Raw genomic sequence first — 14,992 nt, 5'->3', positions numbered from 1 at the left:
TCGTTCAGTCGTCGTCCTGCGAATCGGCGATGTGGTTCAGCGCGGCGGCATTGGTGATGCGCAGCCCGCCACGTTTGATGGCGATCATGTGCCGGTTGCGCCAGTCGTTGAGCGTCTTGTTGACCGACTCGCGCGTCGCGCCGAGGAATTCGCCAAGCTCCGACTGTGAAATCGGGATCCAGCCGGCGGGGTCGGCCATTACGCCACTGAGGAACACCAGCCGTTTCGCCAGCCGGGCCTCGATGCCGAAGAAGGCCTGGTCGCCGAGCTCGCCGCTGATCCAGCGCAGCCGTGTGCACAGGAGCTCGATCATGGCGCGCGCCAGCGGTGGATTTTTTTCAATGCGGTCAAAGAGTTGCGCGCGACTGAGCGAAACCAGCTCGCATGCGGTGAGGCAGATGGCAGTTGCCGTACGCGGGCGTCCGTCGAGCGCGCCGATTTCGCCGATCAGGCTGCGTGACAGCTCGATGTTGGCCACCAGCTTCTGCCCGCCCGGTGAATAAAGCGAAATTTCGACCGTGCCGCTCATCACGCCATAGATGCGGTCGGATGCGTCTTCCTGGACGAAAAGGTGCTGACCGGCGGCATAACGTTCGACCTTGCAGCCGCCGAACAGCAAATCGAACTGGCGCGGATCGATCCGCGCCAGACGCGGCAGGGTACTCCTGTCATCTGCGCCGGCTGTGGACATGATGCGATTCCGCCTCTCGTTGAGCGGAAATTGTATGACAAGTGCATGCTCGATCAAAGCCTGTCTCCTTTCGTGGCTATTACGGCAACACACGACGGCCTTCGGAAGATCGGGCGCCAGACGTGCGCTGCCGACATCAAATTGGCCGGCAACTTTCCCTTGCAACGGGAACCGGAGGGCGCTGGCGGACGCGAACCGATCTACGAAACGCCGTCCGCGCGCGTGGCGGGAGGTGACCGACGCGCGCGAACAGCAAATCTGAAAATGGCTAGGTGATCGAAGTTCCCTGCCGAGGACCGACCCACTTTCAGGTCCGGAAGCCGTTTTGAGCCCATGCATTCAAGCAGAGGTCAGTGCCACCCGGTGCGATATCTGTGCGCGACGCCCTCGCGGTGTATGTGAAGGCGATCACAGAGAAGCGTCGCCAATGCCCAGCAGCTCCTTCCCGCCGCGCCCTACGTGGACCATGCCGACGGTCCGACCGACGAACTCAGCGCCTTCGAACGCAATGTCGGCATGCCGCTCTCGGCGGCGCTGAATGGCGAGAAGGGCAGCGGCCCGGCCGTCGATACCGGCCGCCGCGCAGCAGGCACCACATTACGGCAGTGCTTCAAAAGGCAATTGCGGAAAATCGAAAACCGATCTATGGAGCACGCGGCTGATTGAGGGCGGCCGTCCATCCTATTTGCATAGGTTCGTCGCCCCATGCCCGATAACTTCTCGCGTGTAATCGCATTTCTTGCCGTGGTTATGGCCCTGCTGTTTGCCGGGCTGCATTTCCATCAGGGCAACATCATAGCCACGCTCTATTTCATGACCGGCGCCGTTCTGGTGACGGCAGTAACGCATTTGAACGTGCGCCGAGGCCTGATCTAGGCGGCCTCTGGACGCGAGCTGCCTGCAGCACGAATTTGAAGGGGTCTATCGCGGCGGATCATCCAACTGTCTCGGGAAGTTGGATGGTGGGCGATGCAGGGATTGAACCTGCGACCCCACCCGTGTGAAGGGTGTGCTCTCCCGCTGAGCTAATCGCCCGCTCGTTGCCCTAAGGCCGAAGCGAGCCGCGATATAAGGGAGGCGGGTGCGCGAAGTCAAGGCAATGTGCCGACGTTGTCCCGCGGATTGACTTCGGGTTCCTGCCGGCTCGACCTGGCCGCCGCTCAGCGCGCCGCCGCGATCAGACGCTGGGCCAATTCCGGCGTCAGCGTGTCGAAATGCGAGATCACCAGCGTCGGTTCGAACTCGCGCACATGACGATCCGTATAGCCGAAATCCACCGCGACCACCGGAATACCGGCCGCCTTGGCGGTGTCGATGTCGGTTTGCGAATCGCCGACCATCAGGGCGTTGTGCGGATCGCCGCCAGCCAGTTTGATGGTTTCGGTCAGATGGCGCGGGTCGGGTTTGCGAAAGGCAAAAGTGTCCTGACCGCAGATCGCGGCAAAGTACTTGTCGAGACCGAGCGCGCCCATCAGCGTCGCCGAATTCGCTTCATACTTGTTCGTGCAAACCGCCATCAGATAACCGGCGGCCTGGAAGTGGTCGAGGGCCGCGACGACGCCGGGGTAGGGGCGGGACTTGCCAGGAATGTTGATCGTGTAATGGTCTAGGAAAAGCTTCAGCAGCCGGTCGTGCTCTTCCGCCATCAGCGCCTTGTTTTGCGCCGCATGCGCGCGTTCGATCATGACGCGGCCGCCATGGCCGACGTAGCGTTTGAAGCCGGCTTGGTCGACCGCGGCAAGCTCCGCGGCCGCCAGGCTGTGGTTCAGGCTATCGAGCAGATCCGGCGCGGTGTCGATGAGCGTCCCATCGAGGTCGAACACGATGATCGGTCGGGTCATGGCCAGTCCTGAATGATTGAAGTGCCGCAGCCGATACAAGCTGCGCGGCGGTCAAGCAAGCCGCCTCCATCGGTCCACAGGCAGAGCCTTTGACGGGACAAGCAAAAATGCTAGGAGCGCGCCAAACCATGGAAATCGGGGACGGCAGCGGCATGGACGCAAGGCAGTTGAAGGTCGAGGCCGCGCGTGCGGCGCTCGCCCATGTCAGCAGCGGCATGCGGCTCGGCATCGGCACGGGCACGACCGCAGACGAGTTCGTCCGGCTGCTCGCTGAAAAGGTCGCGACCGGCCTTGGCATCATCGGCGTGCCCACATCCGAGCGCACCGCGGCACTCTGCCGCGAGCTTGGCGTGCCGCTGTCGACGCTCGAGGAAACGCCCGAGCTCGATCTCACCATCGACGGCGCCGACGAGATCGACCCCGCGCTGACGCTGATCAAGGGCGGCGGCGGGGCGCTCCTGCGCGAGAAGATCGTCGCGGCGGCGTCGCAGCGCATGATCGTGATTGCCGACCAGTCCAAGATGGTCGAGACGCTCGGCCGTTTCCCGCTGCCGATCGAGGTCAATAAGTTCGGCCTGCGCGCCACCGAGATCGCGGTCGGCGCGGCGGCGGCAAGCCTCGGCCTTGCCGGCCCGGTGACATTGAGGATGACGGGAGGACAGCCATTTGTTACAGACGGCGGCCACTTTATCCTCGATGCATCTTTTGGCCGCATTCCGGATACAAGAGCGCTTTCGAATGCTCTCTTCGCCATTCCAGGCGTCGTCGAGCACGGTCTATTCATCGGGCTGGCGTCAACCGCCGTCATCGCCGGCGGCGACGGCATCCAAACCGTCCATGCCGCCCGAAAACCAGGGAGTTCTATCGACCATGATGTTGCATAAACGGGTTCGCCGCCTTTCGACCATTCTGGCGGCCTCAGCGGTGCTTGCGCTGTCCTCGCCGGCGTTTTCGCAGGATATCAGCGAATCGCACCTGAAGGCCGCACGGGCCGCAGTTGCGGCTATCCACGCCACCGACCCGTTCGACAATATCCTGCCGCAGGCGGCGGCCGCGCTTGAGAACCAGCTGATCCAGAAGAACCCCGACATGCAGGAGCTGATCGGCAAAACGGTCACCGAGAAGGCCATGGGCTTGGCGGCGCGCCGCGCCGACCTGGAGAAGGAGGCGGCGCTCGCCTACGCCAAAGTGTTCTCGGAAAAGGACCTCAACGATATCGCCACTTTCTACAGCTCCGATGCCGGCAAGAAGCTGCTGGACAGCGGCCCGGCGGTCACGCGCGACCTGGTGAAGGCGGCCGACATCTGGCAGAACGGGGTCGCCCGTGACCTCGCCCAGCAGGTCGGCGAAACGCTCGCCGCCGCCGCGAAGGCCGCGGCTCCGGCCAAGCCTGCGAAGGATGCGACCGCTCCCGCCGACGGCTCCGCTCCTGCCGACAATTCTGCTCCTGCAGACGACCAGGCTCCTGCCGACAACTCCCCTCCGGCTGACAATTCGCAGAACTGATCCGTTTCAAGCGGCCGATGGCCGACTGGACTAGAAAAGCCCGGGTTTCCGGGCTTTTCTTTTGCCTGCTGTCAGCCTACCTCTGACACACTTCCATTGCGCAGGAGCCCTTTCGATGGCCGGTTACGACTATGATCTTTTCGTCATCGGCGGCGGCTCTGGCGGCGTGAGGGCGGCTCGTGTGGCTGCCTCGCTCGGCAAGCGCGTCGCCATTGCCGAGGAGTATCGCTATGGCGGCACCTGCGTCATCCGCGGCTGCGTGCCGAAGAAACTCTATGTCTATGCCTCGCAATTCCCGGAACATTTCGCCGATGCCGCCGGCTATGGCTGGAGGGTGCCCGAGGCAAGCTTCGACTGGCCGACGCTGGTCGCCAACAAGGACAAGGAGATCGCCAGGCTGGAGGCGATCTACAAGAGGAATGTCGAGGGTGCGGGCGGCGAGGCCTTCCACTCGCGCGCCGTGCTGGTCGATCCGCATTCCGTCTATCTCACTGCCGAAGACCGCACTGTCAGCGCCGACCAGATCCTGATCGCCACGGGCGGCCGTCCGGCTCCGCACCCGGCGCTTTCCGGTCACGAATATTGCATCTTCTCCAACGAGGCCTTCGATCTCAAGGAATTGCCGAAGGCGATCATGATCGAGGGCGGCGGCTATATCGCCGTCGAGTTCGCCAACATCTTTCATGGACTGGGCGTCGACACCACGCTGGTCTACCGCGGCCGGGAGATTCTTTCGCGCTTCGACATGGACCTCCGCCGCTCGCTGCACGAGACGATGGAGAAGAAGGGGATCAGGATCCTCTGCCATTCGATCTCGGAACGGGTGCGCAAAACGCCGGAGGGCAGGCTGGACGTGCTGCTCTCCAGTGGCCAAACGCTGACCGTCGACCAGGTCATGCTGGCGATCGGCCGCATCCCGAATACGGAGAATATGGGCCTCGAAGGGGTCGGCGTGGAGCTCGGCAAGACGGGCGCGATCGTCGTCGATGAATTTTCCCGCACCAGCATCGACAATATCTGGGCGATCGGCGACGTCACCCACCGCGTGCAACTGACGCCGGTGGCGATCCACGAAGCGATGTGTTTCATCGAGACAGCCTTCAAAGGCAATCCGACAGCGCCAGACCATGACACCATTCCGACGGCCGTGTTTTCGCAGCCGGAAATCGGCACCGTCGGCCTGTCCGAGGACGAGGCGGTCAAGCGCTTCCCTGACATCGAGATCTATCGCGCGTCTTTCCGTCCCATGCGGCACACGCTGTCGGGCCGCGACGAAAAGATGCTGACGAAGCTGGTGGTCGACGGCGCGTCGCGGAAAGTGCTCGGCGCCCATATCCTGGGACCTGACGCCGGCGAGATGGCGCAGCTTCTCGGCATTCCGCTGAAGGCGGGGCTGACCAAGGACGATTTCGACCGCACCATGGCCGTTCACCCCACAGCGGCGGAGGAGCTGGTCACCATGTACAAGCCGACCTATCGCGTGAAGAACGGCGAGCGCGTTTGAAGCCAAGCCGGGAAGGCGCCGCCGGCCATGTCAGCGGCGCGAAGCTTCCTGGCTAGAGGAGCGTGCCGCGCAGGATCACCAGAGCCACCGAGAAATAGATCACCAACCCGGTGACATCGACCAGCGTGGCGACGAACGGCGCCGAGGCGCTGGCCGGATCGAAGCCGATGCGCTTCAACGCGAAAGGCAGCATCGATCCCGACAGCGAGCCGAAGGTTACGATGCCGATCAACGCCGCACCTACAGTCGCCGCGATCAGCATCCAATGCGGGCCATAGTCGTAAAAGCCGAAATACTGCCAGAGCGCGATGCGACAGACGCCCACAATGCCGAGAATCGAGCCGAGCACCACACCTGTCGGCAGCTCGCGCAAGGCGACACGCCACCAGTCGCCAAGGCCAATCTCGCGCAACGCCAGCGCGCGGATGACGAGCGAGGTCGCCTGCGAGCCGGAATTTCCGCCCGAGCTCATGATCAGCGGGATGAAGAGGGTGAGCACGATCGCCTTCTCCAACTCGCCCTCGTAGCTCTGCATGGCGTTCGCCGTCAGCATCTCGCTGAGGAACAGGGCGCAGAGCCAGCCGGCCCGCTTCTGGATCATGGCGAGAAAGCCCATCTTCATATAGGGCTCGTCCAGCGCCTCCATGCCGCCGAAACGATGAACGTCTTCGGTCGTTTCCTCGACCATGCTGTCGATGATGTCGTCGACGGTGACAATGCCGAGGATCTTGCCGTGATCCACAACCGGCACGGCGAGCAGATCGTATTTGGAGATCGTCTGCGCCAGCGTTTCGCGATCAGTCAGCGGCGTGACCGTCACCGGCATGCGATCCGGCGCCACCGACAGGATCGAGTCCTGGGGCTCGCCGGTGATCAGCCGGCGCAAGCCCGTCGCCCGCAGCAGGAGCTGCGTCTCCTTGTCGGTGATATAGATCGCATAGACGGTCTCGCGCGTGCGCTCGACTTTGCGGATGTAGTCAAGCGTGCGGCCGACGGTCCAGTCCGAAGGCACGCTGACGAACTCGGTCGTCATGATCGAGGCGGCGCTGCCTTCGGGATAACCGAGAATCGAAAGCAGCGTCGCGCGCAGCGGTGGGGCAAGCGCGCCAAGCAGTTCCGAGCGCGCAGGCTCATCGAGCTCGCGCAGGATGTCGGCTGCGCGGTCGACCGACATGGCGGTGAGCAGCTTGCCTGCCTTGGCGCGCGGCAGCGCTGCGGCGAGCTCCGGCGCGCTTTCGAGCTCCGGCTGGTCGAAGATTTCGACCAGACGCTCGAACGGCACCGCGCAGAGCAGCTCGATGGCCGTCTCGCGCGGTTCATGGTTCAGGGCCTCGACGACGTCGGCGACGTGATCGTTGGCAAGAACACGGGCGACGACGACCGCTTCGTCGTCCAATACGGGTGCGAATTCGTTCATGACTCACTCCTTGCCGTCCGGCAGGACGTGAGCCGTCAGGTCACGTCAAGGCGGACGGCGGTTGCGTTCGACTGTGACTATCGCCAGGCATGGCGGGTTGACCTTTCTGCCCGCGGGTTTCGGTTTGGAATTCTGCGAGCGCGCGCAACATAGGAGCGCGTTCTGCGGAGTCAATCGCGAAGGAGGGCAAAACGGCTGCGGAGAGGGTAAATCGCGAGACTGTGATCGAAGGCGGCGGCCGCCAGGCCGTGGCGACGCTCAAAAGCTTGGTATGACTGCTATTTCTGCTTCAGCCGGCGTGAGAAGCGCAGCCACTTTTCCTCGACCGGCCGCGGCTGAGCAAGGATGGTGGTGAGCTCGCGGGGGAGGCTGGGGACAAGCGGCTTCTTGGTGGCGACCCCGTCGCTTATCGCAACCACGCTGTGGTAGAACTCCTCGCCGAAAAGGGACCTTGGCGGCATCGCCTCATGCATGACGCTGATCACCGTGGCATCGGGGCAATTGTCCTTGATCGCCTGATGGAAGGCGATCTTGCCTTCGGGATCGAGCGCGCCGGTCGCCTCGTCGAGGAACAGCAGTCCCGGCTGCTGCAGAACGATGCGTGCGACCACCAGTTTCTGTTTCTGACCGCCGGACAGAATCTGGTCCCAGAGCTTTCCCTCGCGGCTCTCATCGGCCATGTGTTCGATGAAGTCGCCGAGGCCAGCCTTGTGCAGCGCCGACGCGACTTGCGCGTCGGTATGATCGTGCTCGGAACCCGGCAGGCAGACCAACTGCTTCAGCGAAACCTGCTGCAGCTTGACCTCCTGAGCGGCGTAGAAGCTCTTCACCCCCTCCGGGAAGACGATGGTGCCCCGCCCATAAGGCCACAGCCCGTTGATCGCCTTGATCAGCGAGGTCTTGCCGCTGCCGGACTCGCCTTTGAAGAAAGTCCACTCGCCGCGACGGAAGCGCAGGTTGGCGGCACTGAGGAACGGGGTTGCATCCTCGCCCTGGTGCGCCAGTTCCAGTTTCTGGATGGTCAGGCCGAAGACCGGGTTCTGGCTGGCATAGCTGAAGTCGGAGCGGCCGGTCTGCCGGTAGAATTCCTGCGGCTGCTGGACGTTCTCGATGGCGTTGGCGAGCTCGGTCACGCGCTGGCTGTTGGCTCTCAACGTCGCGATATTGGGCATGACATGGATAAACCACGAACATTGGCTGATCAGCGAGGCGACCATCTCGGAGCCGGTGATGTAGCCCTTGAGGTCGAAGCCGTTGTGAATGAAGGGGACAAGCCCCGGCGCATAGGCGACAATGCGGGCGCCAATGAAATTGTAGATCAGCTCGAACGACATGTAGCTCGAATTGACGACGTTCAGCCGCGACCATGTGCGGTCGATGTCGACATAGAGCCGGTCGTGCATGGTTTTCTGGACGTCCTCGCCGCGCGACGCCGCGACATGGAAGCTGCGGCGCAGGAAGGTGATCAACTCGCCGCGATAGCTGCCTTCAGCCTGCTGCATGCGGACATTGAGCCGTTCGAGCATGGAGCCGAGCTTTACCGCGATCCAGGTGTTCAGCGGCACATAGGTGGCAACCGCTAGGAAAGCGAGCACAGCGCTGCCGTAGCTGCCGAGGAACTCCAGCCCCTTCACCTCGACAGAGGTTTGAATGAGGTTCTGGCCGACGAAAAACAGCGATGTGGCAACGGCGAGCACGCCCATGGCGAGGCCGATGGCGCCGCCGGTCATGTCCTTGATGGATTCCTGGATACGCTGGTCGATGTTGTCGGGGGCCGCGAGCGCGCTGACGGACGAACCGTGCTGGGCATGAAAATGCGTATGGTTGGTATCGAGCAGCGCTTCGTTGAACTGGCTGTTGAGCCAGCCGCGCCATTTGCGATGCAAGGTCGCCGAGACGAGGCTGCGAACGCCTGTCAATCCGGCATCCTTGAGCACGACGAGGAGGATGACTATGCCGGCATTGGTCAGCAGCGTTTCAAGCGGCTTGGTGTTTGCGGCATCGTGGAAGAAGGCAATCGAGGTGGTCAGATCTCCCAGCGCCATCGCGAACCAGACGCCGGCCTTGCTGGACAGCGTCGTGAGCAGCGCGATGACGAGGGTGAGGGTCCAGGCTTCCTTCCAGCGGTTGGAGAACCAGTAGGCTCGCATCAGCCCCCAGAATGTGCGCATCGACGATACCGGCGTCAGGGGCGAGGACCTTGCCGCCTCGCTGGATGGTTGCTCCGGTACTGTACGTCGCGGTCTACCGACCCGAATCACGATCCCGCCCGAACCTTTCTAGTTTTGTTACATATGGTAACACCAATTGATCATTTTCCATTAGTTTTCTGCCCCCGAATGTGAACAGGGTTACCCGCCGTGGCATGAAGGCAACAGAAATGCTTTGCCGGCTGATATCTATCGGAGGGGAATTCGTGTTTTGTTTCAGCCGTTTGGGAGCAGAGTTTCGGCTGGAAAGGTCTTTCCCCAGGGGAAGCCAAAAACACGGTTTTGTGAAGGGATATTCAGCCCGATCTGCGGCTGGTCCACGGCTGAAGCGCCTGGAAAACTGCATTCAGGAGACCTGTGGCCCCCTCGAATCGACCGCTGTAGACCACCCGTGGTCGGGGAATGTCGTGCCCCAGCAGTCACCATTCTGCGTCGGCGAGGCGAAGGGTGATGTGAGTTTGGTTTAGCCCGCTGTTTCCAGTTCGCCGCGCGCCTTGGCCGCAGCGACCTGGCGGATGGCGTCGGCAAGCGTGTCGGCGTGCTGCGCGCCCATGACGGCATATTTGCCTTCGAGCAGGAAACACGGCACGCCGGTGATGCCCATGCGCGAAGCGGTGGCGATCTCGTTGCGCACGGCCTCGACGTCGGCATCCGTCGGCAGCAGCGTCTCGACCACGGAAGCGTCCATGCCGGCTTCGCGGGCTGCATCGGCCAGGACGGCGTGGTCGCCGAGATTGGCGCCTTCCTCGAAATTCAGCTGGAAGAGGCGCCGCACCAGCCGGTTCTGCACGTCCTCGCCGGCAGGCCCCGCCCAACGGATGACGCGGTGGGCGTCCAGCGTGTTAGGGGCGAACTGGATAGCGCCGAATGCGAAATGGATGCCTTCCGCCTCGCCGAGCGGCTCAATGCGCGCATGGATCTGACGGATGCGTTCCTCGCTGCCGAATTTGCCCAGCATGTATTCGCGGCGATCCATGCCGCCTTGCGGAATGGTCGGATCGAGCTGGAACGGCCGCCAGCGCACGTGCACGTCGACATCGCCGGCAGCGGCGATCGCCCTGTCCAGCCGCTTCTGGCCGATGAAGCACCAGGGACAGACGACATCGGACACCACATCGATGGTGATCGAGTTCTCCGCGCTCATGCTCGTCTCCTTGCTTGGTCCGTGTCAGGCGGGGTTTGCGTCAGTTGGGCTTTCGCCACCATGTCGGCAACTGATAGCCGAATATGGGCGTCTTTTGCGGATGTTCCAGGTAGCTCCAGTAAGCCAGCCACTGCTGCGTGTTGTATTGCATGGGCACCATGTAGTTGCCCGATATCAGCAGCCGATCGAGAACGCGCACCGCGGCGACATAGTCTTCCTTCGTGCGGGCATTCAGCATCGCATTGATCGCCGCGTCGACCGCTGGGTCGGCGACGCCCGCCAGGTTGAATGAACCTTCCTTCTTTGCCGCAACGGATCCCCAGCGCCCCACCTGCTCGCTGCCGGGCGAGAGCGAATTGTTGAAACCGCTTGTGCCGATCAGAACCTCGAAGTCGAAGCGCTGCTTGCGCGACTGGATCTGATCGCCGTCGAGGCCGCGGATGGTAACATCGATGCCGATCTTCTCCAGCGTGCGCTGATACAGGGCCGCAAGCCGCTCCTCATCCTGCGATGACGTCATGATCTCGAAGCCGAAGGGATTGCCTTCAGGGTCGAGCATCCGGCCGTCATCTACGTGATAGCCGGCGCTTTTCAGGAGCTCGAAAGCCGCTCGCAGCACCTTGCGGTCCTGGCCGGAGCCGTCGGTGACCGGCGGTCGCCAGGTGCCGTCCATCACCTCGGCAGGCACGCGGCCGGGGTAGGGGGCAAGCAGCGCCTTCTCCCGCTCGTCGGCGGGATGGCCGAGCGCTGACAGCTCGGAGTTCTGCCAGAAGCTCATGGTGCGATTGAACTTGCCGGCGAACAGGTTTTTGTTGGCCCATTCGAAGTCGTAGAGCATGCCGAGCGCGCGCCGCACGACCGGATTGGAAAACTTTGACAGCCTGGTGTTGAACAGGAAGCCCGTCACCACGGGCGGAATGCCGGTGTCGAAATATTCCTGCTTCACGTCACCGTTGCGAAAGGCTGGGAAGGCGATATCGCGGTCGCGCTTGACCGGATCGGTCTCGTCGTCGAGCGCGCAGATGCCTTTCTTGAACGCTTCCGTCTTGGCATTGGCGTTGAGGAAATACTCGATGGTGATCTGATCGAAATTGTCGAAGCCGCGCTTCGATGGGATTTCCTTGCCCCAATAATTGGGATCGCGCTTGAAGATGATGCGCTGTCCAGGCTGCACCTTGTCCACGGTATAGGGGCCGCTGCCGATCAGCGGCTTCAGCGTGGTCTTGTCGAAGGTCTCCTTGTCGAAGGCGTGCTTGGGGATGATCGGCGTCAGCGCGACGATCAGCGGGAATTCGCGATTGGCCTTTTCGTTGAAGGTGAACTTCACGCTGTGGTCGCCGGTCTTCTCCAGCCTGGCGATCATGCTCATGCGATCGCTGTAAGGTGGGCGGCCCTTGTCTTTGAAGACATCGTAAGTGAACAGCACGTCCTCCGGCGTCACCGGCTGGCCGTCCGACCATTTGGCATTGGGACTGAGGTGGAACTCGATGCTCTTGCGATCCGGGTCCATGTCGGCGCTGTCGGCGAGCAGGCCGTAGAGGCTGAAAGGCTCGTTGTAGTTGCGCTGCATCAGCGGCTCGAAGACCAGGTTGCCGTAGACCGTGTCGATCATGCCGCGCGCGGTGGTGCGCAGGCTCTTCAGGATGAAGGGATTGAGATTGTCGAAACTGCCGACGACGCAATAGGTGACGTTGCCGCCCTTCGGGGCATCGGGATTGACGTAGTCGAAATGCGCATAGCCCGCAGGCAGCGCCGGCTCGCCCTGCATGGCGATGCCGTGCTTCGGTTCCGACAAGGCCGGAAGCAGCGAGAGGGCCAGAAACGAGGTCGCGGCGATCAGCCGAACGAGAACGCGGTCCATGACCGTCTCCTTGCCGGACAGCTTGGTGATTCGACATGCACCCTAGAGCATTTCGCTCCCCGATTGAATCGGCGCGCGCCGGTTGCTTGGTTCAGTCGGCCCCTCGCCGATGGGTCCCGTCCAGGGCAGGAGAAAGCGGCAAGAAAACGCGGAAACCGGGCTGGATTCGCCGCCGCTGGCAGTGTAACACGCGCTCCGAAGTCATGCTGTTGCCTCATTTGGGCAACAGGTAGCGGGACCACACGGCAGGAAGAAGCCGGTCCCCGGGATCATTTGAGAGGAAAGTGCACCATATGACGAGCAACGCGTATCGCCTTTCGGTGCTGGCCGCAGGCGTGGTCGGCGTTCTGGGCGCCGGGCTTTTCACGGCTTCGGCGCAGCAGCCGCCGCAGATTCCGCAGGGCTGGTTCAAGGCCTGCACCAAGCAGGAAGACGTCGACATCTGCAATGTGCAGAACATCGTCACCGCCGGCAATGGCCAGCTCGTCACCGGCGTTAGCCTGATCGAGCTCAAGGGCAAGGTGAACCGCAAGGTATTCCAGGTGACGGTGCCGACCGGCCGTCTCGTTCCTCCGGGCATCGGCCTGCAGATCGATTCGGGCAAGGCGCAGAAGCTCGATTATGTGATCTGCTTCCCGGATCGCTGCGTGGCCGAAGTGCCGCTGACCGACCAGCTTGTCGCGTCCTTCAAGAAGGGCCAGCAGATCACGCTCACCTCGGTCAATTTCCAGAACCAGCCGAACCCGATCAAGGTTGCGCTCACGGGCTTCAGCGGCGCCTATGACGGCCCGCCGCTGCAGCAGTCGGACATCGAGGACCGCCAAAAGAAGCTGCAGGACTTCGTCGCCAAGAACAACCAGGACTTCGCCAAGAAGCTTAAGGAAGAGCAGGACAAGGCGAAGACCGCCAACTGATCGTTGGAGCGTTTCTCCAGCATGCAAAAAGCGGGGCAGGCGCCCCGCTTTTTTGCTGCCGCCCGTCCAACCTTCAGTGTTTCGAGTGACCTTTCGGCTCGTAGCGCCCGTCGGGCAGCTTGTCGAACATCTCGCCGATCTGCGGGTGGCGGACCGGCTCGCCCGACCGATCCTCGAGCAGGTTCTGCTCGGATACATAAGCGATGTACTCTGTCTCGGAGTTCTCGGCGAGAAGGTGATAGAAGGGCTGGTCCTTGCTTGGACGCATGTCCGCTGGGATCGCTTCATACCATTCTTCGGTGTTGGCGAATTGCGGATCGACGTCGAAGATCACGCCACGGAACGGAAACAGCCGGTGGCGAACCACTTGTCCGATCGCGAATTTGGCCGTCTTCATCGCACTCACCACTTCGGTCCCGAGGCGCCGCAGCGGCTTGCGCACAGGGCGCCTAAGGTCTTGAATCTACACGTCACGCAGTTAAAAATCGACCCCGACTTTCGACTTGGTACGATTTGGCGCAGACGTGCTTCAATGCATGCCGCACCGATGCCTGCCACCAAGCTGCGTATCAGTAGGTGCAATGCTCGGCCGAAAGCGGTAGGTCCAAATGTGTCCTAACGCACGGCCTGTTTCCTGAAGCCGCCGGCAAGCGCTCGAAAACCGCTGCCCGGCCGCAGGCCTTCGCGCATGAAGAAGGCGCGCAGCGGCGCGAATCTGCCCAGCACGTTGAGGCCGGCGCTGCGCACAAGCTGCGCCGGCAGCATGTCGGACAGCAGCGACATGTTGAGCAGGTTCACCGCACTGCTGCGTGCCAGGATATCCGGACGGCGCCGCGTGTCGTAGGCGGCAAGGCTCAGCCTCGACCCTGGATCGTCGCGATTTTCGATGGCGATTCCAATCAGGTCGTCGATATCCCTGATGCCGAGGTTGAGGCCTTGTGCTCCGATCGGTGGGAAGACATGAGCAGCCTCGCCGACAAGCGCCACACGGTTTTGCGCGAAGCGACCGGGCGAGGCCGCCGAAAGCGGATAAATTTGGCGGCCGGGCTCGACCGAGACCCGGCCGAGCATCGACTGCATCTGCTCCTCGACCCGAAAAGAGAGCGTGGAATCGTCGAGCGCCGCCAGTTCCTGCGCCGTTTCCGGCTTCACCACCCAGACCAGGCTGGAGCGCTTGCCCGGCAGCGGCACCTGCGTGAACGGCCCGGTCTCGGTATGGAATTCGGTCGAGATGAAACCGTGCTCGCTGCGATGGCTGAAATTGAGGACGAGCGCCGACTGGGGATAGGGACGGGCGGAGGCCTTGATCCCGGCGGCCTCGCGCGCCGGCGACAGGCGCCCGTCGGCGGCAACCGCCAGCGATGCGGAGACCTCACTGCCGTCGGCGAGGCGAACATGTGCGCGATCGGTGTCGAGCCGCCAGGCATCGACCATCGACTTTCGCCACTCGATGCCGGGATTTGCAGCGACCCCCTTGGCAAGCACCGGGATCAGGACTTTGTTCGGCAGGTTGAGCCCGAACTGCTCTTCGCCGATTTCGCTGGCGCGGAAGGTGACGGTCGGGCTGCGGATCAGCCGGCGCGTTGCGTCGACGATGCGCATAACTTTCAGTGGCGCCGCCTGCGGTCTGAGTTCGTCCAGCACGCCCAGCCGGTCGAGCACCTTGAGAGCAGGGTTCATAAGGGCGGTGGTGCGGCCATCGCCGCCGGCGGCGTCGGGGCCAGCCAGCGTCACGGCAAAACCTGCCTCGGCAAAGCCGAGTGCCGCGATCAGGCCGGCCGGGCCGCTGCCGGCAACCAATATGCGGGCTTTGTCGTTCTGCTCCACGCCAGGCTTCCATGTTGATGGCGGCCCGTCGGCCTGTATGCGATATAGGGCAGATCGGCGGGCTTGATCAACGCGGC

Annotated in this window: 14 protein-coding genes and 1 tRNA gene; 6 read left to right on the top strand and 9 right to left on the bottom strand. The window is 62.7% G+C overall.

Going from position 1 to position 14,992, the window contains the following annotated elements; all coding sequences use genetic code 11:
• Nucleotides 1-4: 4 nt before the first annotated feature.
• On the bottom strand, nt 5-691 hold the full coding sequence (locus CK220_RS06950; RefSeq protein WP_095811152.1) for a Crp/Fnr family transcriptional regulator: 687 nt from the start codon (nt 689-691) through the stop codon (nt 5-7).
• Between the two features lie 459 nt (nt 692-1,150).
• Here CK220_RS06950 and CK220_RS06945 point away from each other — a divergent pair, with 459 nt between their 5' ends.
• Nucleotides 1,151-1,357, top strand: coding sequence for a hypothetical protein (locus CK220_RS06945; protein WP_095810833.1), 207 nt, complete (start codon nt 1,151-1,153; stop codon nt 1,355-1,357).
• Between the two features lie 39 nt (nt 1,358-1,396).
• Nucleotides 1,397-1,567 carry a hypothetical protein gene (locus CK220_RS31815; protein WP_176479013.1) on the top strand — a complete coding sequence of 57 codons (171 nt, stop codon included), beginning with the start codon at nt 1,397-1,399 and terminating at the stop codon, nt 1,565-1,567.
• A gap of 84 nt (nt 1,568-1,651) precedes the next feature.
• Here CK220_RS31815 and CK220_RS06940 read toward each other — a convergent pair.
• A tRNA-Val gene (locus CK220_RS06940) sits at nt 1,652-1,726 on the bottom strand.
• Between the two features lie 125 nt (nt 1,727-1,851).
• A complete protein-coding gene (locus CK220_RS06935; protein WP_095810832.1) occupies nt 1,852-2,532 on the bottom strand; it encodes a phosphoglycolate phosphatase in 681 nt (226 codons plus the stop codon).
• Between the two features lie 152 nt (nt 2,533-2,684).
• Between CK220_RS06935 and rpiA the strand changes: the two genes are divergently transcribed.
• The 3 genes from rpiA to gor all read left to right on the top strand — a co-directional run bounded on the left by rpiA (nt 2,685) and on the right by gor (nt 5,542).
• Nucleotides 2,685-3,416: a ribose-5-phosphate isomerase RpiA gene (gene rpiA / locus CK220_RS06930; RefSeq protein WP_095811151.1), complete on the top strand. Its 732-nt coding sequence runs from the start codon at nt 2,685-2,687 to the stop codon at nt 3,414-3,416.
• Nucleotides 3,403-4,038 carry a DUF2059 domain-containing protein gene (locus CK220_RS06925; protein WP_095810831.1) on the top strand — a complete coding sequence of 212 codons (636 nt, stop codon included), beginning with the start codon at nt 3,403-3,405 and terminating at the stop codon, nt 4,036-4,038. The genes rpiA and CK220_RS06925 overlap by 14 nt, the downstream gene beginning before the upstream one ends.
• Before the next feature lie 115 nt (nt 4,039-4,153).
• Nucleotides 4,154-5,542, top strand: coding sequence for a glutathione-disulfide reductase (gene gor / locus CK220_RS06920; protein ID WP_095810830.1), 1,389 nt, complete (start codon nt 4,154-4,156; stop codon nt 5,540-5,542).
• Between the two features lie 52 nt (nt 5,543-5,594).
• On the opposite strand, the gene mgtE is transcribed toward gor, so the two are convergent.
• The 4 genes from mgtE to CK220_RS06900 all read right to left on the bottom strand — a co-directional run bounded on the left by mgtE (nt 5,595) and on the right by CK220_RS06900 (nt 12,174).
• A complete protein-coding gene (gene mgtE, locus CK220_RS06915) occupies nt 5,595-6,959 on the bottom strand; it encodes a magnesium transporter (protein WP_095810829.1) in 1,365 nt (454 codons plus the stop codon).
• 278 nt (nt 6,960-7,237) lie between these two features.
• Complete coding sequence (locus CK220_RS06910; protein WP_176479012.1) at nt 7,238-9,130, bottom strand: ABC transporter ATP-binding protein/permease; 1,893 nt, start codon at nt 9,128-9,130, stop codon at nt 7,238-7,240.
• 502 nt (nt 9,131-9,632) lie between these two features.
• The gene (locus CK220_RS06905) at nt 9,633-10,313 is read right to left on the bottom strand and encodes a DsbA family protein (RefSeq protein ID WP_095810827.1); all 681 of its coding nucleotides are present in this window, start codon (nt 10,311-10,313) and stop codon (nt 9,633-9,635) included.
• A gap of 40 nt (nt 10,314-10,353) precedes the next feature.
• Nucleotides 10,354-12,174 (bottom strand): extracellular solute-binding protein, encoded by a 1,821-nt coding sequence (locus tag CK220_RS06900; RefSeq protein WP_095810826.1) that lies wholly within the window; start codon nt 12,172-12,174, stop codon nt 10,354-10,356.
• 284 nt (nt 12,175-12,458) lie between these two features.
• On the opposite strand from CK220_RS06900, the gene CK220_RS06895 reads away from it, so the two are divergent.
• A complete protein-coding gene (locus tag CK220_RS06895; RefSeq protein ID WP_095777677.1) occupies nt 12,459-13,088 on the top strand; it encodes an invasion associated locus B family protein in 630 nt (209 codons plus the stop codon).
• A gap of 73 nt (nt 13,089-13,161) precedes the next feature.
• On the opposite strand, the gene hspQ is transcribed toward CK220_RS06895, so the two are convergent.
• Both hspQ and CK220_RS06885 read right to left on the bottom strand, forming a co-directional pair.
• Entirely contained in the window at nt 13,162-13,485 is a 324-nt protein-coding gene (hspQ, locus tag CK220_RS06890; RefSeq protein WP_066989816.1) for a heat shock protein HspQ, read from the bottom strand.
• 218 nt (nt 13,486-13,703) lie between these two features.
• On the bottom strand, nt 13,704-14,915 hold the full coding sequence (locus CK220_RS06885) for a UbiH/UbiF family hydroxylase (RefSeq protein ID WP_095810825.1): 1,212 nt from the start codon (nt 14,913-14,915) through the stop codon (nt 13,704-13,706).
• Between the last annotated feature and the right edge of the window lie 77 nt (nt 14,916-14,992).

Origin of the sequence: Mesorhizobium sp. WSM3860, from assembly GCF_002294995.1 — a bacterium.
GTDB lineage: Bacteria > Pseudomonadota > Alphaproteobacteria > Rhizobiales > Rhizobiaceae > Mesorhizobium.
Note: the sequence above shows the minus strand (reverse complement) of the source record. Positions and strands in the feature narration are given on the sequence as shown.